This window comes from Streptomyces lycii (assembly GCF_009735685.1).
Taxonomy (GTDB): Bacteria; Actinomycetota; Actinomycetes; order Streptomycetales; family Streptomycetaceae; genus Streptomyces; species Streptomyces lycii.
The window spans coordinates 1-20934 of record NZ_WHPN01000084.1 but is presented as its reverse complement, the minus strand read 5'-3'; the positions used below and the strand labels follow the sequence as shown (position 1 = coordinate 20934).

Here is a 20934-nt window from a genome sequence, read left to right as displayed (position 1 = left end):
CCCTCCCGCCGCCCGGCCGGCCGTTCCCACCGCCCGCCCCAGGTCACCGGTACGGAGCGGAGGATTACCGTCCGCGGTGTCCGGGTACGACCCGCCTGGGCCGGTCGGCAACCGCCCGCCGGCCGCTACGGGAGGGACATCGTCATCATGCTCTTGGAAGCCCTCGGATCCGTCCTGATCGGTCTGGCCGTCGCCTTCGCCGGGATGCGCCGGTTCCCGGAGCGGCTTCCCGCCCGTCCGCTGGTGCTCGCCACCGGCCCCGTGGCGTCCCTCGCGGGCTGCCTGATCACCCGCGCGGTGATGGGGCCCGGGCACTGGCTCGCGATCCTGCTCGGCGCGCTCGTCGTCGGCGTCGCGCTGCTGTCGCTGCTGATCCGCCCGCAGACCGGGCCCGTACGCCGGTCGGCCGCCGTCTGACGGCCGGACCGCCCCGCCGCGATCCCCGTCGGACCGCCGTCCCGCAGCCGGACCGGGTCCGACGGCCGGACCGCCGTCCGACAGCGGGAATCGCGGCGGGGCGGCCGGTCTCCGCGGCAGGAGCCGCACGGGCCCGGCGGCAGCCGTACGGCCCTCAACCGGCGGGATTCAGGCGGCGAGCCCCAGCGCCGCCATCCGCTTGGTGTGCGCCTCGGTGATCCGGGAGAACATCCGTCCGACCTCCGCGAGGTCGAAGCCGTCCGCCACCCCGCCGACGAGCATCGTCGACAGCGCGTCCCGCTCGGCCACCACCCGCTGGGCCTGGCTGAGCGCCTCGCCCATCAGCCGCCGGGCCCAGAGCGCCAGCCGCCCGCCGACCCGGGGGTCCGCCTCGATGGCGGCCCGCACCTTCTCCACGGCGAAGGACGCGTGTCCGGTGTCGTCGAGGACCTGGAGCACCAGGTCCCGGGTGTCGGAGTCGAGCCGCACCGCCACCTCGCGGTAGAAGTCGCTCGCGATGGAATCGCCCACATAGGCCTTGACCAGGCCCTCCAGCCAGTCCGAGGGCGCGGTCTGCCGGTGGAACTCGTCCAGCGCCCGCGCGAAGGGCTCCATGGCCTCCGCCGGGTCCGCCTCGATCGCGGTCAGCCGGTCCCGCAGCCGCTCGAAGTGGTGGAACTCCGCCGAGGCCATCTTCGCCAGTTCCGCCTTGTCGGAGGGTGACGGCGCCAGCTTGGCGTCCTCCGCGAGCCGCTCGAAGGCGGCCAGCTCGCCGTACGCCAGCGCTCCGAGCAGATCCACCACAGCCGCCCGGTACTGCGGGTCGGCGGCCGCCTGTGCCCAGTCCTGGGCGGCGATCCCGGTGTGCGTCTCGGCAGGGTCAGTGGTCTCCTCAGGCGTTCCCATGCAGCGCACAATAGCCCGCCCCGCGCGGGCCGGAAGTCCCTGCCCGGCCACTCCCGGGAGGCGCTCCGGGAAGACCAGCCCAATACAAATGCGCGAATCCGGGGTACAGTGATAATGCACCCGCCGACGTCGGCGGGTCCCGTTTTGGAGCTCCGCAAGTGGAGTTCTGCTTGTGGAGTTCTCCGAGGATCATTCCTCGGACGCCCCAGCGGATGCCCGGTCGGTGGCCCGATCGGCTTCCCAACCCGACCGCCCTCCGAGCGGTGCGCACGCGAGCGTGCGGACCGACCCGAGAGGGAACCGCTCGTGGCGCGAGCGCTCGAGCGAAGGCAGTGGTCCCGCACCTCCCGGCCGGTCCCCGCGGCCGGCCGCAGTCCTGGTGCGGTACTGACCCCCTTCGCCGCCTCGTGTCGCGTCTCACGGAAGAGGCAAGACCCTGACTACGTTCCGAGACCTCGGGATTCTCCCCGAGACCGCCGAAGCCCTCGAGGCCGTCGGCATCACGTCCCCGTTCCCCATCCAGGAGATGACTCTCCCCGTCGCGCTCGCGGGCAGCGACGTCATCGGCCAGGCCAAGACCGGCACCGGCAAGACGCTCGGTTTCGGCCTGCCGCTCCTGGAGCGCGTCACCGTCCCCGCGGACGTCGAGGCGGGCCGGGCCGCGCCCGAGCAGCTGACCGACACCCCGCAGGCTCTGGTGGTCGTCCCGACCCGCGAGCTGTGCCAGCAGGTCACCAACGACCTGCTGACCGCCGGCAAGGTCCGCAACGTCCGGGTGCTCGCCATCTACGGCGGCCGGGCCTACGAGCCGCAGGTCGAGGCCCTCAAGAAGGGCGTCGACGTGGTCGTCGGCACCCCCGGCCGGCTGCTGGACCTGGCGGGGCAGAAGAAGCTCGACCTGTCCGCCGTCCGGGCGCTCGTCCTGGACGAGGCCGACGAGATGCTCGACCTGGGCTTCCTGCCCGACGTCGAGCGGATCGTCCAGCTGCTGCCCGCCAAGCGCCAGACGATGCTGTTCTCGGCGACCATGCCGGGCGCGGTCATCTCGCTGGCGCGGCGCTACATGTCGCAGCCCACGCACATCCGGGCGACCGCCCCGGACGACGAGGGCCAGACCGTCGCGAACACCAAGCAGCACGTCTTCCGTGCCCACTCCATGGACAAGCCGGAGCTGGTCTCCCGCATCCTCCAGGCCGAGGGCCGCGGACTCTCCATGATCTTCTGCCGTACGAAGCGGACGGCCGCCGACATCGCCGACCAGCTGGCACGCCGCGGCTTCGCCTCCGGCGCGGTCCACGGCGACCTCGGCCAGGGAGCGCGCGAGCAGGCGCTGCGCGCCTTCCGCAACGGCAAGGTCGACGTCCTGGTCTGCACCGATGTCGCCGCGCGCGGCATCGACGTCGACGACGTGACGCATGTCATCAACTACCAGTCGCCCGAGGACGAGAAGACCTATCTGCACCGCATCGGCCGCACCGGCCGCGCGGGCAAGTCGGGTATCGCGGTCACCCTCGTCGACTGGGACGACATCCCGCGCTGGAAGCTGATCAACAAGGCGCTGGGCCTGCCGTTCGACGAGCCGGAGGAGACCTACTCCACCTCCGAGCACCTCTACGAGCAGCTCAGCATCCCCGCCGGCACCACCGGCATACTGCCGCGTGGCGAGCGGACCCGCGCCGGCCTCGGCGCCGAGGAGATCGAGGACCTCGGCGAGACGGGCGGCCGCAAGAGCCGCGGCGGCCCGGCCGCCAGGACCGAGGAGCGGCCCAAGCGCACCCGTACGCCGCGCAGCAGGCGCCGCACCCGCGGCGGCGAGCCGGTGTCGGACGCGGACGCGGCCGCCGCCGGGAAGGACGCGGAGCGCTCCGGCGACCGGGCCGGGGGCACGGTCGCGGCGGAGTCCGCGGACGCCTCCGCGCCGAGGACCCCGCGCCGCCGCCGTCGCACCCGGTCCGCGAAGCCCGCGGACGCGTCGGCGGAGGCCGCCCCGCTCCAGCAGCGGCAGACCGCCGCAGCGAGCGGTGCCCCGGACAGTGCGTCGGACGGTACGGACGGGGCCGCCAAGGCGCCCCGCCGCCGTCGCCGCACCCGCGCGGGCGCCGGCTCCTCCACGGAGGCCACGCCGGAGAGCTGACCCCAGCACGTCACGGAAGCCCGGTCCCGGCCCAGGGACCGGGCTTCCGTGCTGCCGGGCTCCCGGGGGCCCGGCTTATGTGCTCACCGGCTCCCGGGGGCGGCTTACGTGCTGCCGGGCTTATGTGCTGCCGGGCTCCCGGGGCCCGGGCTTCCGTGCTCGCTCCCGGAGACCGGGTTCACGTGCTGTCCGGCTCCGGGGCCGGGGGCTTCCGCCGCGTCCGGCTCCGGGGGCCTGGTTCCCCGCCGTCCGGCTCCGAGGGCCGGGCCTCCGTGCTGTCCGGTTCCGGTGGCCGGGCCTTCGTGCTGCTCCGGGGCCGAAGGGCTTCCGCGCCGTCCGGCTCCGGGGCCGGACCTCGCCGTCCCGGCGGCAATCCGCCGCTCACCGGGCGGCATCCTCGTCGTCACCCCCGGCCGATAGCCTCGGGGCATGAGCCTGCCGCCGACCCTCGACCTGCCCGCCTGCGCCCGGGCGCTCCGGTTGCGCACCCCTCGCGGCGACTTCGCCGCGCACGAGTCCGTGCCGCCCGCGGGCACGGAGGTGCGCGGCACCGCTCTGCTCGTGCCCGGTTTCACCGGGAGCAAGGAAGACTTCATCGGCCTGCTGGAGCCACTGGCGGCGGCCGGTTTCCGGGTGCTCGCGATCGACGGCCGCGGGCAGCACGAGAGCGACGGCCCGCCCGAGGAGAACGCCTACGCCCAGGGCGAGCTGGCCCGGGACGTGCTGGCGCAGGCGGCCGCCGCCGTGGAGGGACGGCGGGGCCCGGCCGGGCGGCTGCATCTGCTGGGGCATTCGCTCGGCGGTCTGATCACCCGCGCCGCCGTGCTGCTCGACGCCGCGCCCTTCGCGTCCCTGACGATCATGAGTTCGGGTCCGGCCGCCATCACCGAGGAGCAGCAGGTCCGCACCAAGCTGCTGATCGACGCGCTGCTGGTGATGGACATGGAGTCCGTCTGGCAGGCCATGCGGGAGTACGACACGCGGGCCGCCGCCGAGCCCGCGCGGACCGGTTCGCCCGAGGTGGCCGACATCGCGGGCGCGCCGGAGGTGCCGGACGCCACGGGCGAGTTCCTGCACCGCCGCTGGCTGGGGACCGTACCGCAGCAGCTCGTCGCGACGGGCCGGCAGCTCGTGACGGAGCCGGACCGGGTGGCCGAGCTGGCGGCCGTGCCGCTGCCGTTCCACGTGGTGTCGGGGGCGGTCGACTTCGCCTGGCCGGTGCCGCTGATGGACGAGATGGCCGAGCGGCTGGGCGCCCGGCGCACCGTGGTCGCCGGTGCGGGGCATTCGCCGAACGCCGAGCGGCCCGAGGAGACGGCGCGGGCCCTCGCGGACTTCTGGGCATCGGTCCCGGACTGAGTCCCCCTGCGCGCGTCCGGTCGGTTCCGGAACCCGCGCGCGTCCGGTCCGTGCCGGCACCCGCGCGGTGAGCCGTGCGCGATGACCGACCGTCCACATTCGAAGCTCTCAGGACCGTCAAGCACGGCTCCCGGCCGGGCCGACCGCCCGGCGATCGACCTGCCGACGCCCGGTGCCCGCGAGCGGGGCCGTAAGCGGATCGCGTCATGCCAGGGATGCGGCGCCGCCCCCGGGAGCGCGTGAACGGACAGCCCCTCCGCGCGGCACCGGCGGCCCCGGGAGCCCGTGGGCAGAGCCGTGCGGGGGCGCGCACCCGTCAGTACCGGGCCGCGGGGAGCGCGCCCCCGTCAGTACCGGGCGCGGGAAGCGCGTCCCCGTCAGTACCGGGCGCGGGAAGCGCGTCCCCGTCAGTACTGGGCGCGCAGATGGTCCCAGAAGCCGTCGCGCAGCACCCGGCGCAGATCGGCATGGCCGCGCAGCGAGTGCTGGAGCAGCCCCTCCGCCTCGATCAGCAGTTCCTGGTCGGCGGAGCCGGGCAGGTAGGGGTGGCCGGGCAGCAGCTCGGCCAGCGAGTCGCGGCCGCGCTCGGCCAGCCACCGGGCGGCGACGCGGGCGCCGACGAAGCGGACGTCCTCCCGGGCGGGCGAGTCACCGTCGCAGCCGGGGTGGTCGCCGTTCGGTTCGTAGCCCGCGTAGCCCGCGGCCCGCCGGGTGACGTAGGGCTTGCAGAAGTCCAGCTCGAAGGTGCGCTGGCTGTCGACCTCCCAGAGCAGCGGGTCGGCCTGGTTCCGTCCGCTGACGGCCTCGATGCCCCACAGATGGACGCGGGCGCCGTACCCCTGGGCCGCCTCGACCGCGGAGACCAGGTCCTCGTCGCCGCCGATGAGCACCGCGTCGCTGATCGCGCGGTGCCGGGCGAGCGACTCCAGGTCCGTGCGGATCAGGGAGTCGACGCCCTTCTGCTGGTTGTTGGCGTTGAGATTGCCGAGCCGGACCTTGACGTCGGGCAGCTCCGCGATCTGCTGCTGCTCCGGGGTGTGGATACGGCGCCGGGCACCGTCGTACCAGTAGACGCGCAGCAGCCGGCTGTCCGGGAAGATCATGCGGGCCTTGTCGATGAAGGCCTCGATCAGTCCCTCGGCGTCCAGCTCGAAGGACCGGCGGTCCTCGATGCCGGTGACGAGCCGGCCGGCCGCCGCGTAGACGTACCCCGCGTCGACGAACACCGCGTGCGTCGAGGGTGTGGTCGCCACTTCGGCGAGCACCCGCTGCAGCAGCTCGTTGGTGCGCCGGACCCCGGCGGCCAGCGCGGCGAGGCCGTTGTCCTCGTCCGCGGTCCGGCCGGCGGGGGGCGGCGGCGGTGTCGTCGGGTGTGTGGAGTCGTTGTTCATACCGGGCCCATTGTCCCGGGGGGCGGCGGAGGGGCACAACAGGCCGGCCCCTACCCGCAAGTAGTTAGCGAGTCGAAAAATTTCCTTAGCGTAGGGAATGTTTGCCTTCTGCAGCTCGTTGCAGACGTACAGAAACGCGGAGTACGAGAACAGCTCCGCACGCAGTTCTCCTCAGGAGGATCAGACGAAGGGAGAAGCCTTGCGCTTCGAGATCATGCACCTCGACGACGTCGACGGCGCGGCCGTGGACAGCACCGTCGTGGACGCCGCCTCCGTCAACCGGATCGTGCAGCAGGCCGCAGCGATCGGCCAGCGCATCTACATCCGCCCGGCCGAGACCCCGGCCTCGTAACACTCGCACACAGGGCGCCCCCGTACACGGATGTACGGGGGCGCAGCCGTGTCCGCCGCCGGGGGAACCGGCCGCGCGTCAGGCCCCGCCGTTCTGGATGAACTGCGTCACCCCGCCCGCGATCTGCTGCACCGCGATCGCCGAGAGCAGCATCCCGGAGAGCCTGGTCACCAGCACCACGCCACCGTCCTTGATGACGCGGATGATCAGCAGCGAATAGCGCATGACCAGCCAGAGCACCACGTGCATCGCGACGATGGCCGCCCACACCGACAGCCGGCCGCCGATGCCGTCGCTCTCCTGCACCGCGAGGATCACGGTGACGATCGCGCCGGGCCCGGCCAGCAGCGGCATGCCCAGCGGTACGAGGGCGACGTTGACGTCCTTGGTCTGCGAGGGCTCGTCCGTCTTCCCGGTCAGCAGGTCCAGCGCGATGAGCAGGAGCAGCAGGCCGCCCGCGACCATCAGGGCCGGTACGGAGACATGCAGGTAGTCGAGGATCTGCTGGCCGCACAGGCCGAAGACGGCGATGACGCCGAAGGCCACCAGGACCGCCTGGAACGCCATCTTCCGCTGGACCTTCACCGGGCGGCCCGAGGTCAGCGCGAGAAAGATCGGGGTGATGCCGGGCGGATCCATGATCACGAAAAGGGTGACGAAGACGGATCCGAAAACAGCGAGATCGAACACGGGGATGCCCTTGCGAGAGTGAGCCGGTCGGCGGCGGGAGCGGAGGCGGAGGCAGCGGGGAGAGCGGAGGTGCTGCGGGCGGGGATGCTGCGGGCGGGGGCGGAGGGCTCAGCCGCCCGCGCCCGGTACGGGGAAGGCCCCGGTGGCCCGGCGCACGATCTCGCCGTAGACCTCCGGGTCGGTCGTGTACTCGCCGAGCACGCAGGTCTTCCGGCTGCCGTGGTAGTCGCTGGAACCGGTGACGAGCAGTCCGCAGTCGGCCGCCAGCCCCCGCAGCCGGTCCCGGGCCGCCTCGTCGTGGTCCATGTGATCAACCTCGACCCCGTCGAGCCCGGCCTCGGCCAGCTCGCCGATCACCTTCTCCGGGAGCCGGGCACCGCGCTTGACCGCCATCGGATGCGCGAGCACGGCCACTCCGCCCGCGGCCTTGACCAGCCGGACCGCGGTGAACGGGTCGAGCTCGTGCTTCTCCACGTACGCCCGCCCGCCGTCGGCGAGCCAGTCGGGGGCGAAGGCGTCCGAGACGCTGCCCACGACGCCCAGTTCGACCAGGGCGGAGGCGACGTGCGGGCGGCCGACGGAACCGTCCCCGGCGATCCGCGCGACCTGCTCCCAGGTGATCGGCACACCCAGTTCACGGAGCTTGGCCACCATGCCGCGGGCCCGGGGGACCCGGTCGTCGCGGACCAGCTCGCGCTCGCGCGCGAACTCCGGCTCCCGGGGGTCGAAGAGATACGCGAGCATGTGCACGCCGACGTCCTCGTAGCGGCAGGACAGCTCGGCGCCGGTGACCAGCGTGAGCCCGGGCGGCAGTGCGGCCGTCGCCTCGTCGTGGCCGCCGACGGTGTCGTGGTCGGTGAGCGCGACGACGTCCAGCCCCGCGCGGACGGCGTTCCGCACCAGCTCGGCGGGGGTGTCCGTGCCGTCCGAAGCGGTGGAGTGGGTGTGCAGGTCGATGCGCACGGCACAGGCTCCATGGGGACGGCGGACGGGGAGAGCCCAGTCTATCGGCGCCGCGGACGGCCCCCGGAACCGAGGCCATCGAGGCCCGGACCGAGCCCGCGGGTACCGCGGACCGTGACCGCCGGCCCCCCGCGCCGAGACAGGCGCTACCGCGCACCGAGACCGCCGGCGTCCGGACCGAGCCCGCCGCCACCGCGGAACGAGGCCGCCGCCACCGCGGAACGAAATCCTCGGCCCCGCCCCGGCAGCACCGAAGCCTGCGACGCCCGTCCCCGGCCGGTCGCAGGGGCGAGCGACCCGGACCGGCAGCGAGCCGACGACACCGGTCCCGGTGCGGGGGTTCGGGCCCTCACGGCGGCAACCCGGGCCTGCCCCGGGGCCGTTACCGGGCTCCGGTCTCAGGACAGAATTCGGGGCGACAGCGCCCCGCAGGGCAGCAGGTCCACCTCGGCGCCGGCGTCGCGCAGATCGGTGAGCACCAGCTCGTCGTACATCAGCAGACCGCTCTGCTCGGGCCAGACGATCGCCCAGAGCCACAGGCCGAGCGCCTCGCCCGCGAAGACGGCCCGGTCCGCCGGGACGCCTTCGACGTTCCACAGGGGAGTCGGCCGGCCGGCGGCGTGCACCTTGGCGTGCGGCGGCTTGTCGACGCGCATGTGCGGGCCGGGGTCGGGGCCCGCGATCCCGGCGTACCGCGCCCCGAGGCCGACTCCCAGCTCCTCGGCGATCAGCAGCAGCTCCCCCATGCCGCCGAGCGGGCCGGGGCCGGAGCAGGCGACGGCCGTGGCCCGTCCGCCGCCGCGGTCGTCCCCCGCGCAGGCGATGCCGGTGAACAGCCAGCCGACCGGGAGCGGCCAGGGCATCCACACCGGGACGCGGGCGCGCTTCACCACGACGGCGAGCGCCTCCACGCTCGGCGGAACGACCGGCTGCAGCGGGTGCACCGTGCCGTGCACGTCGCACTGCCAGGAGTCGGCGAAAAGACCGGGCGCCCGGACCCGGCCACCGCACTTCGGGCACGTCGGTTCGCCCCTCATGGGATCCAACAGTCCTACCCGCCAACCTTCGCGTCAAGGACGATCACCCGTCCGGTGCTCCCGGCATGGCGCCGGGAATCTGCGTGCATCTTGCATCTATTAGCTTGTCTAAATTATTGTGTGTATTCAGCAACCGTATTTGCCCGCCCATCCCGGGCCCGCGAGCCCGGTCCGTCCGCGAAGGGACACACCGATGCACAGCAACTCCGGACGCCCCGCCGGAGGGGAGGACCCCTTCCAGGAGGGCAGCGGCAGCATCCTCCGGCAGCCCATGGCCGTCTGGGCGACGGCGGGCGCGGCGGTGGTCGCGTTCATGGGCATCGGCCTCGTCGACCCGATCCTGCCGTCGATCGCCAAGGGCCTGGACGCCACGCCGAGCCAGGTCTCGCTGCTCTTCACCTCGTACTTCCTGATCACCGCGGTCGCGATGCTGGTGACCGGGTTCGTCTCCAGCCGCATCGGCGGCCGCCGGACGCTGCTCACCGGGCTCGCGCTGGTCGTGGTCTTCGCCGCGCTGTCCGGCGCCTCGTCCTCCGTCGGGCAGCTCGTCGGCTTCCGGGCCGGCTGGGGGCTGGGCAACGCGCTGTTCGTGTCGACCTCCCTCGCCGTCATCGTCGGCGCGGCGTCCGGCGGCAGCGCGGCGGCGATCCTCCTCTACGAGTCGGCGCTCGGTCTCGGCATGGCCTGCGGCCCGCTGGTGGGCGCGGTGCTGGGCGACCTGAACTGGCGTTTCCCCTTCTTCGGCACCGCGGTCCTGATGGCCGTCGGCTTCATCGCCGTCACCGTGCTGCTGAAGGAGCAGCCGCGGCCGGCCCGGAAGACCTCACTCCTCGACCCGGTGCGGGCGCTCGGGCACGGCGGGCTCGCCTCCGCCGCCGCCTCGGCCTTCTTCTACAACTACGCGTTCTTCACGGTGCTGGCCTTCACGCCCTTCGTGCTGGACATGACGCCCTACCGGTCAGGGGCCGTGTTCTTCGGCTGGGGCGTGCTGCTCGCCGTGTTCTCGGTGCTGGTCGCTCCCGCGCTGCAGAAGCGCTTCGGGTCGCTGCGGGTGCTGGGCGGATCGCTGGTGCTGATGGCGGCGGACCTGCTGGTGCTCGGCTACGGCGGCCATACGACCGCCGTGGTGTGCACGATCCTCTCCGGTGCGCTGATCGGCATGACCAACACCGTCTACACCGAACTCGCGCTCGGTGTGTCGGACGCGCCGCGCCCCGTGGCCAGCGCGGGCTACAACTTCGTCCGGTGGTTCGCCGCCGCGGCGGCCCCGTATCTCGCGCCGAAGATCGAGGAGTGGACCGACGTCCGCATGCCGTTCGTCGTGGCGGCGGCCGCGGCGGGAGCCGCCGCCCTGATCGTGCTCGTACGGCGGCGCTCGCTCACCCCGGAGGCCGGGGAGCCGCGGCCGGAGCACGGTCGCGGGGACCACGCCGCCCGGACGGGGGCCGCGGGCGCGGTGAACGCCGCGGACACCGCAGCCGGCGCGGATGGCGCGGGCGGCCGGGAGGACAGCGGCGCGGGTGCCGGTGACAGCGGCGCGGATTCCGGTGGCCGGGACGGCCGGGAGTGGCCGGCCGCCGCCGCGCGGCCCTCCGGCACCGGCTGAGCCGCCCCGCATCCGGGCGCGGCCGCGGCCGCCCCGCTTCCGCGCCGCGGATCCTCAGTCCGCCAGCGGTACGCTTCCGCGCCGCGGGTCGCGCAGGTCCGTCCCCCGGGCGAGCCAGCGCTCCTCCAGCGCCGCCGCGCCGTGCACCCGCTTCCAGGCAGCCTCGTTCGGTGTCATCGGCAGCAGCGGCAGAAAGCGGACGGGCTCCATCGGCTCGTCCAGCTCCAGGTCCTCCACCAGCCCGCCGGACTCGGCCACCAGTACGGAGCTGAAGGGCGCCCCCGGCCACAGCGGCTCCCCCAGGTCGAGCGACGCCCCCGGCGCCACGACGACCCCCTCGACCTGCGGCGAGGCGGCCAGCACGGCCAGCGGCCGGAGCAGCTTGTCGGTGTCCGCGAGTCCGGAGCGCACCGAGAGGACCAGCTCGGCCCGCGGCCCGCGCAGCGGATCGGCGAGGGCCGCCGCCGGATCGGTCATCGGCCGCGCCGACATGCCGAGTGTGGCGTAGCGCACGACGTCCCCCTCGGGGAAGCGGAGGACCTCGATGCGGTCGGTGCCCAGGAAGGTGACGGAGGCGCGGGCGTCCGGCTCGCCCAGCGCCGTCAGCAACCGGGCCTCGACCAGCGGGGATACGTCTGACATGGGCCGAGCATAGAACGCGGTGGCCGGGCGGCCGGGCGAGGGCCGCCGCCGGTGGCCGCGGCTGCTAGTCTTGGGCGCCGGTCAGGGCAGCACGGACGGCACCGTCCGAGCCCGGCCGATCGACAGTCTCGCGGCGCATGTCGCGATCGGTGCTTCCCCCAAGGGGGACCGGCCGGAGGAGGTGGGGCTGCGGTGGATCCTAGTCGACCGTGCAGTACCAACAGCTCTTCCGTGCCGCGCCCGTTCTTCGCGACCTGACGGCCTGCTTACCCACCTCCCGGTGATCCAACCACCGGGTCCCGGGAATTTTTTTCCGCCGCTCCGGGGCACCGCGAGCCGCCCCGGCGGCTGCCCGGTGGCAGCGCGCGACGCAGCACGACAGAAGAGCATCTCGCCTCGTCTCGATTCCGTGTCCGCAGCGACCCGCCGACCGCCGCGGCCGCCGCCGCACCGCCCGCTTTGTGGACGTACCCGCCGCACCGGCTCCACGCCCGCATTCCCGGCAGTGCTGCACCGGCCCCCGGCGCCCGGCCCGCGAAGGAGCCTGCCATGTCGATGATCCGTGACCTGCGCGCAGCAGTACGGCCCTCCCTCCGCAAGGGGCGGCCCGGCTACCGGCCGGCCGACGCCGCCGGCCCCGGCGCCGCCAGCGCCGTCGTGGACTGCGCCGTCTACCGTGACGGCCGCCGAAGCCACGACCAGTTCTCACCCGCCGAAGCCGTGCAGCACGTGCGCGGCGAGGGCGGCTTCGTCTGGATCGGCCTGCACGAGCCGTCCGAGGAGGAGTTCGCGGGCATCGCCCGGGAGTTCGGCCTGCACCCGCTGGCCGTCGAGGACGCGGTGCACGCCCACCAGCGCCCCAAGCTGGAGCGCTACGACGACATCCTCTTCACCGTCTTCAAGAGCGTCCACTATGTCGAGCACGCGGAACTCACCGCGACCAGCGAGGTCGTGGAGACCGGCGAGGTGATGTGCTTCACCGGCCGGGACTTCGTCATCACCGTCCGGCACGGCGCGCAGGGCTCGCTGCGCGCCCTGCGGCACCGGCTGGAGGACGACCCGGAGCTGCTGGAGAAGGGCCCGTCCGCCGTGCTGCACGCGATCTCCGACCAGGTCGTCGACGGCTACATCGCGGTCGCCGACGCCGTTCAGGACGACATCGACGAGGTCGAGATCGACGTCTTCAGCTCGGGCCCGGGCAGCGGCACCCGCGGCGGTGACGCGGGACGCATCTACCAGCTCAAGCGGGAGGTGCTGGAGTTCAAGCGGGCCGTGTCCCCGCTGCTGCGGCCGATGCAGCTGCTCAGCGAGCGGCCGATGCGGCTCGTCGACCCGGACATCCAGACGTACTTCCGGGACGTCGCCGACCATCTGGCCCGGGTCAACGAGCAGGTGGTGTCCTTCGACGACCTGCTGAACTCGATCCTCCAGGCCAATCTGGCCCAGGCGACCGTCGCGCAGAACGAGGACATGCGCAAGATCACGGCCTGGGCCGCCATCATCGCCGTGCCCACGATGATCTGCGGGGTCTACGGGATGAACTTCGAGCACATGCCGGAGACCGACTGGGAGTACGGCTATCCGATGGTGATGGGCCTCATCGTCGTCATCTGTCTCTCCATCCACCGGGGCTTCAAGCGGAACGGCTGGCTGTGAGCGGCCTGCCGGGCGCCCGCCGAGATGCGTAGGGTGACGGCATGACGCAGACGCAGGGGCCGCTGGAGCGCGCGCTCATCGAGGAGGCCACGAAGAAGTCCGGCCTCATCTGGGTCCGGGGCACCGAGGGGACCCCGCGCGCCCTGTGGCACGTATGGCACGACGGGGCGGTCTGCCTCGTCGGGGACGGGCCGGGTGAGCAGCCGCTGGCCGGGCTGGGACTGGCCGACGGCGGGCCCGCCGAGGTGACCGTGCGGAGCAAGGACAAGGGCGGGCGGCTGGTGACCTGGACGGCGACGGTCACCGAGCCGGCGCCCGGCACGGAGGAGTGGCGGGCGGCCGCCGGCGAACTGAAGGGCAAGCGGCTGAACGCTCCCGACGCGGAGACCGTCACGGACCGCTGGGCGCGCGAGTGCCGGGTGCTGCGGCTGGTGCCCGCCGGCGGGACGGCGGCGCTGCCGGACGGCTCGCTGGCGGCCGTCCCCGTGCCCACGCCCGCCACCACCCGGCGCCCGGCCCCGGCGGCGCTGCCGAAGCTGCTGGCCCGGCGGCGCGGCAGGGGCTGAGGGCGTACGGGGCGCACGTCCGGCCCGGCGCTGCGTCAGCCGGTGGTGGCGATCTTCTCGCCGTAGTCCACGATGTCGCCCTTGCCGGGCGGCAGCAGGTCGAAGTCCTTGTTCCAGTCGGCGAACCGGAGCTCTCCCGCGTCACCGGCCCGCTGGAAGCGCAGCGGAAACGGCTTGCCCTCCAGCGAGACGTCGAGCGTCCCGCCCGAGCCGCCGCCGCCCGCGAGCCGTATCGTGCGGCTGCCCCCGACCTCCCCGCGGTCCTCCTTGGACAGCTCGCCGTGCAGCACGATCAGGTCGTCGAGCAGAAGCTCCATGTCGGTGAAGCCGCTGAGCTGCTTGTAGGCGGGATCGCCCACGGGCACCTTGACGTACTTGTCGTCGAGCTTCCCGGCCGCCGCGGACTTGTCGTCGCCCAGCTCCGCCTTCTCGCCCTTCTTGCCCTGGTCCTTCCAGAAGGCGGCGTCGGCCTTGAGATAGAGGTCCTTCTCGACGCGCAGCAGCTCGAAGCTGCCGGCCGCCTCCGTGCTGACCCGGCCGCTGCCGCCGGCCCCCTTGAGCAGCATGTCGAGCTGGTACGTCTTCCCGCCGCTGACGATGGTGCCGGAGAGCCGCACCGAGTCCGCGGCGGAGACGGCACCGCGCGCCTTGCTCTCGATCTTCTGGGCGGAGAGCTTTCCCACACCGTTCGTGCCCGCGTCCGGGTCCTCCGCGGAGCAGCCCGTGAGGGCGGCGGCAAGCCCTGTGCACACCGCCCCGGCGAGCACCGCGTAGCGTATCCGGCGGGCAGCTGCCGGGGCGTCAGGGAACGCAGTCACGTCTGTCGTGCCTCCTGGAATGCGGGCTGGAGTGCGGGGAACCCGACGGCAGCGTACCGGGGGCCGTCCGGGCGGGCAGGGGTCCCTCCCGGCCTCTCCCGCCGCCACGGCGCACCCGGCCCGGGCACGCTAGCCTGAACCCCGTTATCGGGATATTTGTCCAGTCTGTTCCGACCAAAGGAGGCGCGCGGCATGGTGTCAGGCGCCCCTCGTGTGTTCGTCTCGCACATCGCGGGTGTCGCGGTGTTCGACCCCAACGGCGACCAGGTGGGACGGGTCCGCGATCTGGTGGTCACGCTCCGCCTCAAGGAACGGCCGCCGCGGCTGGTCGGCCTCGTCGTCGAGGTGCTGACCAGACGCCGGATCTTCATCCCGATGACCCGGGTGACGGGCGTGGAGTCGGGCCAGGTGATCACCACCGGAGTGGTCAACGTCCGCCGTTTCGAGCAGCGGCCCACGGAGACCCTCGTCCTCGGTGAACTGCTCGACCGGCGGGTGCGGCTCGTGGAGACGGACGAGGAGGTCACGGTGCTCGACGTGGCGATCACCCAGCTCCCGGCGCGCCGCGAGTGGGAGATCGACAAGGTCTTCGTACGCCGCGGCAAGGGCGGGGCGGCCGGGCTCCGCCGGGGCGAGCAGCGCAAGGCCCTCCGCTGGCGGGGCGGCGGCGGCCGGGGGGAGACGCTCACGGTCGACTGGTCGGCCGTCACGGGTTTCTCCTTGGAGGAGCACGGGCAGGGCGCCGAGAACCTGCTCGCGACCTTCGAGCAGTTGCGCCCCGCCGACCTCGCCAACATGCTGCACCACCTCTCCGCCAAGCGCCGCGCGGAGGTCGCGGCGGCCCTCGACGACGACCGGCTCGCCGACGTCCTGGAGGAGCTGCCGGAGGACGACCGGGTGGAGATCCTCGGCAAGCTGGAGGAGGACCGGGCCGCGGACGTCCTGGAGGCGATGGACCCGGACGACGCGGCCGACCTGCTCTCCGAGCTGCCCGAGGAGGACAAGGAGCGGCTGCTGGCCCTCATGCGGCCGCGGGACGCCGCCGACGTCCGCCGGCTGATGGCGTACGAGGAGCACACCGCGGGCGGCCTGATGACCACGGAGCCGATCGTGCTGCGGCCCGACGCGACCGTCGCGGACGCCCTCGCCCGGGTCCGGATCAGCGACCTCTCCCCCGCGCTCGCCGCCCAGGTGTACGTGACCCGGCCGCCGGAGGAGACGCCGACCGGCAAGTACCTCGGCACCGTGCACTTCCAGCGGCTGCTGCGCGATCCGCCGTTCACGCTCGTCGGCTCGATCGTCGACAACGATCTCCAGCCGCTCGGCCCGGACACCCCGCTGCCCGAGGTCACCAGCTATCTCGCCACGTACAACCTCGTGTCGGCCGCCGTCGTCGACGACAGCGGTTCGCTGCTGGGCGCCGTCACCGTCGACGACGTGCTCGACCATCTGCTGCCGGAGGACTGGCGGGAGACCGAGCTGCACGGACCGGTCGGCGTGGAACAGCTCCCGGAGGACCCCGATGGCCGGTGACCGTTTCGAACGCTCCGACCGGCACGAACGCTCCGACCGGCATGACCGGCACGACCGGCACGACCGGACCCCGCGCCTGGACCAGCCGCTGGCGCCCCGGCGCAGCCTGCTGCCGGCCTACGACCCGGAGGCGTTCGGCCGCACCTCGGAGAACATCGCGCGGTTCCTCGGCACCGGGCGGTTCATCGTCTGGATGACGGTGGTGATCGTGGTGTGGGTGCTGTGGAACAGCACCGCCCCGCGGCATCTGCGGTTCGACGAATACCCCTTCATCTTCCTGACCCTGATGCTGTCCCTCCAGGCCTCGTACGCCGCCCCGCTGATCCTCCTCGCGCAGAACCGGCAGGACGACCGCGACCGGGTCAATCTCGAACAGGACCGCAAGCAGAACGAGCGCAGCATCGCCGACACGGAGTATCTGACCCGGGAGATCGCCGCCCTGCGGATGGGGCTCGGCGAGGTCGCCACCCGGGACTGGATCCGCTCCGAGTTCCAGGACATGCTCAAGGAGCTGGAGGACCGCCGGCCGGACCCGGAGCACCCCCGCTGACCGCCGCCGGCCGCCACGGACCGCGGCCTGTGACGCAGACCGCACACCGGCGCGCCGCAAGCCGCCGCGGGCGCCGTACCATCGTCGGTATGGCTACCGATACACCACCAGGTTCCGCGCCGGACGAGGACGCGGTCCGCGCCGCGCTCGCGACGGTGAACGACCCGGAGATCCACCGGCCCATCACCGATCTCGGGATGGTCAAGTCGGTGGAGATCGCGGCCGACGGCTCGGTGGCGGTCGGCGTGTATCTCACGGTGGCCGGCTGCCCGATGCGGGAAACGATCACGAACTCGGTCACCGACGCGGTCGCCGCCGTGGACGGCGTCACCGGGGTGAGTGTCGAGCTGGACGTGATGAGCGACGAGCAGCGCAAGGAGCTGGCCGGCGCGCTGCGCGGCGGCAAGGCCGAGCGCGAGGTGCCCTTCGCCCGCCCCGGCTCGCTCACCCGGGTCTACGCCGTCGCCTCCGGCAAGGGCGGTGTCGGCAAGTCCTCGGTGACGGTCAACATCGCCGCGGCGATGGCCGCCGACGGCCTGAAGGTCGGTGTCGTCGACGCGGACATCTACGGCCACTCGGTGCCCCGGATGCTCGGCGCGGAGGGCCGCCCCACCCAGGTCGAGGACATGATCATGCCGCCGTCGGCGAACGGCGTGAAGGTCATCTCGATCGGCATGTTCACCCCGGGCAACGCCCCGGTCGTCTGGCGCGGCCCGATGCTGCACCGGGCGCTCCAGCAGTTCCTCGCGGACGTCTTCTGGGGCGACCTGGACGTGCTGCTGCTCGACCTGCCGCCGGGCACCGGCGACATCGCGATCTCGGTGGCCCAGCTCGTGCCCAACGCCGAGATCCTGGTCGTCACCACGCCGCAGCAGGCCGCGGCCGAGGTCGCCGAGCGCGCCGGCTCCATCGCTGTGCAGACCCACCAGAAGATCGTCGGCGTCGTGGAGAACATGTCCGGGCTGCCCTGCCCGCACTGTGACGAGATGGTCGACGTCTTCGGCACCGGCGGCGGCGAGCGGGTCGCCGAGGGCCTGACCCGCACGACGGGCGCGCAGGTGCCGGTGCTGGGCGCCATCCCCATCGACGTGCGGCTGCGCGAGGGCGGCGACGAGGGCAGGCCGGTCGTGCTGACCGACCCCGAGTCCCCCGCCGGCAGCGCGCTGCGCACCATCGCGGGCAAGCTCGGCGGGCGGCAGCGGGGGCTCTCCGGCATGTCCCTGGGGATCACCCCGCGCAACAAGTTCTGAGTCAGCAGCGGCCCCGCGGGGCCGCTGGCGGTACGGCGGACACCGAAGCCCGGTGTCCCGTCCCCGGCCTGGGGCGGGACACCGGGCTTCCGGCTGTGCGCTCAGCTGTCCCCGGCCCTGCCGGGCTTCCGGGGCTGCTCCGGGCTGTCCCGGCTGCCCCGGCTGCCCCCGGCTGCCCGGGCTCCCCGGCCGCTCGGGCCGGGCCCGCGGCTCCCGGGCCGGTCCCGGCCGGAGCCCGGGAGCCCCGCCGTTCTCAGCCGCCGTTCTCAGCCGTCGTACTCGGCGAGGATGTCCTTGATCACCGCGAAGCCCAGGCCGTACGCGCTCATGCCGCGCCCGTACGCGCCCAGGTGCGTGCCGTCCCTGGCCTCGCCCGCGAGCACCCAGCCGTACTCGGACTCCCGGTAGCGGAACTCCGTCGGCACCCCGTCCACGGGCAGCGACAGCGTCGTCCACGCGGGCCCGTGCAGGTCGTCGGCCAGCTCCCAGGCGGTGGCCGTCTGCTGCTCCAGCCAGTCGTCCCGGAGCGAGCGCTCCATCTGCGTCGGCCAGGTGCACGACAACAGACCGGACCCGGCCAGCCAGGCCGCGGAGGAGACCGAGGTGGCCTCCAGCACGCCCGTGCCGTCGGCGCTGCGCCGCACGGGGCGGCTGGCGACCGTCACGACGACCGAGAAGCGGCGGTCGTCCCGCTCGGTCTCCGTACGGTACGAGGGCACCTCGCCGTGCCCGGTGGAGCCGTGCTCGACGGTGCCGTCGGCGGCGGCGCCGACCTGCATGAGCCAGCGCGGCCCGGTGAAGGCCTCGTCCAGGCCGTACCAGGGGAATGCGGCGCGCAGATAACCGTCCACCGCGCGGCCCTCGGGGGGCAGGCCCTGCCCCGGTCTTCCGGCCTCCACGTCGGACGCGCTGGGCGCGTCGGGCGCCTGTCGCGCCCCTACCCGACTCGTCGTCTCCATGTGCGTGGTGCCTCCTCGTTGCCCCGTTGCCGAAGGGCTGTCCGCCGCTCGGACGGGCTGACCCCGGACACTGGGAGAATAACCACACCGGTCGTGCCGTTCGGACATACGGGTGGATCAGGTGGCGTCCACGTCGAAGGGCGGGCGGTCGGCCTGGGCAGGATTTTCCTGCTTGCGCAGCAGGTCCGGGCCGCTGCCGGAGGAACCGGAGGTTCCGGAGGACTTCGTCAGGGACAGCTTGGAACCACTCTCCGGGGCGCCTCCGGACGAGTCGGCCGAGCCGGAGGAGCCCGAGGATCCGGACGCGTCGCCGTCGCGGCCGTGCACCGCGTCGGCGACCTCGTTCATCTCCTTGCGGAGGTCGAACTCGTTCCGGATCTCCTTGATGCCGAGGTCGTCGTTGTCCATGAGCTGCTTGCGGACGAAGTTCTTCGGGTTGAGGTCCTCGAACTCGAAGTCCTTGAACTCCGGTCCCAGCTCGGAACGGATGTCTTCCTTGGCGCTGTCCGAGAACTGACGGATCTTGCGCACGGTGCGCGAGACGTCCTGGATGACTTTCGGCAGCTTGTCCGGCCCGAAGACGAGCACGGCAAGGATCACGAGCGCGGCGATCTCGAGGGCGCCTATGTCATTGAACACCTTGCAGCTCCTTCGGACGTCCGCGGCCCGCAGGTCGGATGAGGTCTTCCCGCCGGGGCGGGGTGAGGGCCCGGGCCCGCTCCACGGTACCCGGCTCCACCGGACCGGCGGTACCGTACCGGGCAGCCAACCGCGCTCCGGCCCCGGAACGGCCCGCCGGCCCGGGCCGCTTCCGCCGGACCGCTCATCCCTCGTCCCCCGCCGAACCGAGGGTCAGCTCCACCGTCCGCTCGTCGCCGTCGCGCTCCAGCGTCAGCTCCAGCCGGTCACCGGGCCGCTTGCTGCGGATCTTCACGATCAGCTCCTCGCCGCTGCGCACCCGGGCGCCGTCCACCGCCGTGATGACGTCGCCCTCCTCGACACCGGCCTTGTCACCCGGGCCGCCCGGGGTGACGGCCGGGCTGTCGCTGCCGGCCACGCCGACCTTCGCGCCGTCACCGGAGAACCGCATGTCGAGGGTGACACCGATCACCGGGTGGCTCGCGTGACCCTTGTTGATCAGCTCCTCGGCGACCCGCTTGCCCTGGTTGACGGGGATGGCGAAGCCGAGTCCGATGCTGCCGCCCTGGCCGCCGCCGAGGCCGGTGCCGTTGTCGGCGGCCCGGATGGCGCTGTTGATGCCGATGACCCGGCCGTCGAGGTTCATCAGCGGGCCGCCGGAATTGCCCGGGTTGATCGGTGCGTCGGTCTGGAGCGCGTCGACATAGCTGACGTCGCTGCCGTCGCCCTCCTCGCCCCCGGCGGTGATCGGCCGCTCCTTGGCGCTGATGATGCCGGAGGTGACCGTGCCCGCCAGGTCGTACGGGGCGCCTATCGCGACGACCGGGTCGCCGACCTTGACCGAGTCGGAGTTGCCCAGCTCCAGCGGGTGCAGATTGCGCACCCCCTCGACCTTGACCACGGCCAGGTCGTAACCGCTGTCTCGGCCGACGATCTCGGCACCGGCGGTGTCGCCGCTGTTGAACGTCACCGAGATGTCGCCGCCGCCCGAGGCCGCGGACGCCACGACGTGGTTGTTGGTCAGGATGTGGCCGCTCTCGTCGAGCACGAAACCCGTGCCGGTGCCCTGTCCCTCGGCACCGTCACCGCCCTCACCGCCCTTGACGTGCAGCGTCACCACGCCGGGCAGAGTGGCCTCGGCGATGCCCGCCACACTGCCGGGATCCCGCTTCGTGTCCTCCGCCCCCGCCTGGGGCAGCTCGATCCGGGTGACGCCGCCGTGCCGCTCGACGTACGCGCCGATGCCGCCGCCGATGCCGCCCGCGACGAGGGCCAGCAGCAGCGCGCCGATCAGCACGGCGCCCTTCCCCGGCCGCCGCTTCGGCCGGCCCGTCGTCCCGGTCCCGGGCCCGTCCCCGGGCGCGGTGCCGGACATGGTGCCGGGCGCGGCCCACGGGTCGTACCGCTGCCAGTGACCGGCCGCCGGAGCGCCCTGCGCGGGGCCTCCTCCGGCCGGGGCGTCGGGT

At 73.3% G+C, this 20934-nt stretch carries 20 protein-coding genes; 10 read left to right on the top strand and 10 right to left on the bottom strand.

Annotated elements, in window-relative coordinates:
• The first annotated feature begins 147 nt into the window (after positions 1–147).
• Positions 148–417, top strand: coding sequence for a hypothetical protein (locus GCU69_RS04295; protein WP_098749945.1), 270 nt, complete (start codon positions 148–150; stop codon positions 415–417).
• Positions 418–585: 168 nt separating this feature from the next.
• Here GCU69_RS04295 and GCU69_RS04290 read toward each other — a convergent pair whose 3' ends face one another.
• Positions 586–1332, bottom strand: coding sequence for a ferritin-like fold-containing protein (locus GCU69_RS04290; RefSeq protein ID WP_098749942.1), 747 nt, complete (start codon positions 1330–1332; stop codon positions 586–588).
• Positions 1333–1849: 517 nt separating this feature from the next.
• Here GCU69_RS04290 and GCU69_RS04285 point away from each other — a divergent pair.
• Together GCU69_RS04285 and GCU69_RS04280 are read left to right on the top strand one after the other, a co-directional pair.
• Positions 1850–3457 (top strand): DEAD/DEAH box helicase, encoded by a 1608-nt coding sequence (locus GCU69_RS04285; protein ID WP_408055759.1) that lies wholly within the window; start codon positions 1850–1852, stop codon positions 3455–3457.
• Between the two features lie 429 nt (positions 3458–3886).
• Positions 3887–4816: an alpha/beta fold hydrolase gene (locus tag GCU69_RS04280; protein WP_156205160.1), complete on the top strand. Its 930-nt coding sequence runs from the start codon at positions 3887–3889 to the stop codon at positions 4814–4816.
• 407 nt (positions 4817–5223) lie between these two features.
• Here GCU69_RS04280 and GCU69_RS04275 read toward each other — a convergent pair whose 3' ends face one another.
• Positions 5224–6207 carry an NYN domain-containing protein gene (locus GCU69_RS04275; RefSeq protein ID WP_098749939.1) on the bottom strand — a complete coding sequence of 328 codons (984 nt, stop codon included), beginning with the start codon at positions 6205–6207 and terminating at the stop codon, positions 5224–5226.
• A 199-nt stretch (positions 6208–6406) separates the two neighbouring features.
• On the opposite strand from GCU69_RS04275, the gene GCU69_RS32505 reads away from it, so the two are divergent.
• Positions 6407–6559, top strand: coding sequence for a hypothetical protein (locus tag GCU69_RS32505; protein WP_098749938.1), 153 nt, complete (start codon positions 6407–6409; stop codon positions 6557–6559).
• Positions 6560–6637: 78 nt separating this feature from the next.
• Here GCU69_RS32505 and GCU69_RS04270 read toward each other — a convergent pair whose 3' ends face one another.
• The 3 genes from GCU69_RS04270 to GCU69_RS04260 form a co-directional block, all read right to left on the bottom strand.
• On the bottom strand, positions 6638–7249 hold the full coding sequence (locus tag GCU69_RS04270) for a MarC family protein (RefSeq protein WP_098749937.1): 612 nt from the start codon (positions 7247–7249) through the stop codon (positions 6638–6640).
• A gap of 108 nt (positions 7250–7357) precedes the next feature.
• On the bottom strand, positions 7358–8212 hold the full coding sequence (locus GCU69_RS04265) for a PHP domain-containing protein (protein WP_098749936.1): 855 nt from the start codon (positions 8210–8212) through the stop codon (positions 7358–7360).
• 398 nt (positions 8213–8610) lie between these two features.
• Positions 8611–9249, bottom strand: a complete 639-nt coding sequence (locus tag GCU69_RS04260) for a DUF6758 family protein (RefSeq protein WP_098749935.1) — start codon at positions 9247–9249, stop codon at positions 8611–8613.
• A gap of 193 nt (positions 9250–9442) precedes the next feature.
• Here GCU69_RS04260 and GCU69_RS04255 point away from each other — a divergent pair, with 193 nt between their 5' ends.
• Positions 9443–10855, top strand: a complete 1413-nt coding sequence (locus GCU69_RS04255; protein WP_235978208.1) for an MFS transporter — start codon at positions 9443–9445, stop codon at positions 10853–10855.
• Positions 10856–10909: 54 nt separating this feature from the next.
• Here GCU69_RS04255 and GCU69_RS04250 read toward each other — a convergent pair whose 3' ends face one another.
• The gene (locus GCU69_RS04250; protein ID WP_156205159.1) at positions 10910–11497 is read right to left on the bottom strand and encodes a suppressor of fused domain protein; all 588 of its coding nucleotides are present in this window, start codon (positions 11495–11497) and stop codon (positions 10910–10912) included.
• Positions 11498–12046: 549 nt separating this feature from the next.
• Between GCU69_RS04250 and GCU69_RS04245 the strand changes: the two genes are divergently transcribed.
• The gene (locus tag GCU69_RS04245) at positions 12047–13153 is read left to right on the top strand and encodes a magnesium and cobalt transport protein CorA (protein ID WP_098749933.1); all 1107 of its coding nucleotides are present in this window, start codon (positions 12047–12049) and stop codon (positions 13151–13153) included.
• A gap of 41 nt (positions 13154–13194) precedes the next feature.
• Complete coding sequence (locus GCU69_RS04240; RefSeq protein ID WP_098749932.1) at positions 13195–13719, top strand: hypothetical protein; 525 nt, start codon at positions 13195–13197, stop codon at positions 13717–13719.
• Between the two features lie 35 nt (positions 13720–13754).
• Here GCU69_RS04240 and GCU69_RS04235 read toward each other — a convergent pair whose 3' ends face one another.
• Positions 13755–14537: a hypothetical protein gene (locus GCU69_RS04235; protein WP_098749931.1), complete on the bottom strand. Its 783-nt coding sequence runs from the start codon at positions 14535–14537 to the stop codon at positions 13755–13757.
• 192 nt (positions 14538–14729) lie between these two features.
• Here GCU69_RS04235 and GCU69_RS04230 point away from each other — a divergent pair, with 192 nt between their 5' ends.
• The 3 genes from GCU69_RS04230 (at position 14730) to GCU69_RS04220 (ending at position 17870) form a co-directional block, all read left to right on the top strand.
• Positions 14730–16070 carry a magnesium transporter MgtE N-terminal domain-containing protein gene (locus GCU69_RS04230; RefSeq protein WP_098749930.1) on the top strand — a complete coding sequence of 447 codons (1341 nt, stop codon included), beginning with the start codon at positions 14730–14732 and terminating at the stop codon, positions 16068–16070.
• Entirely contained in the window at positions 16060–16620 is a 561-nt protein-coding gene (locus tag GCU69_RS04225; RefSeq protein ID WP_098749929.1) for a DUF1003 domain-containing protein, read from the top strand. The genes GCU69_RS04230 and GCU69_RS04225 overlap by 11 nt, the downstream gene beginning before the upstream one ends.
• Before the next feature lie 89 nt (positions 16621–16709).
• Entirely contained in the window at positions 16710–17870 is a 1161-nt protein-coding gene (locus GCU69_RS04220) for an Mrp/NBP35 family ATP-binding protein (RefSeq protein WP_098749944.1), read from the top strand.
• A gap of 266 nt (positions 17871–18136) precedes the next feature.
• Here GCU69_RS04220 and GCU69_RS04215 read toward each other — a convergent pair whose 3' ends face one another.
• The 3 genes from GCU69_RS04215 to GCU69_RS04205 all read right to left on the bottom strand — a co-directional run.
• Positions 18137–18829 (bottom strand): hypothetical protein, encoded by a 693-nt coding sequence (locus GCU69_RS04215; protein ID WP_235978207.1) that lies wholly within the window; start codon positions 18827–18829, stop codon positions 18137–18139.
• Positions 18830–18946: 117 nt separating this feature from the next.
• The gene (locus tag GCU69_RS04210) at positions 18947–19468 is read right to left on the bottom strand and encodes a sec-independent translocase (RefSeq protein WP_156205158.1); all 522 of its coding nucleotides are present in this window, start codon (positions 19466–19468) and stop codon (positions 18947–18949) included.
• A 184-nt stretch (positions 19469–19652) separates the two neighbouring features.
• A partial coding sequence (locus GCU69_RS04205) for a S1C family serine protease (protein ID WP_156205157.1) occupies positions 19653–20934 on the bottom strand: 1282 nt, incomplete at its 5' end.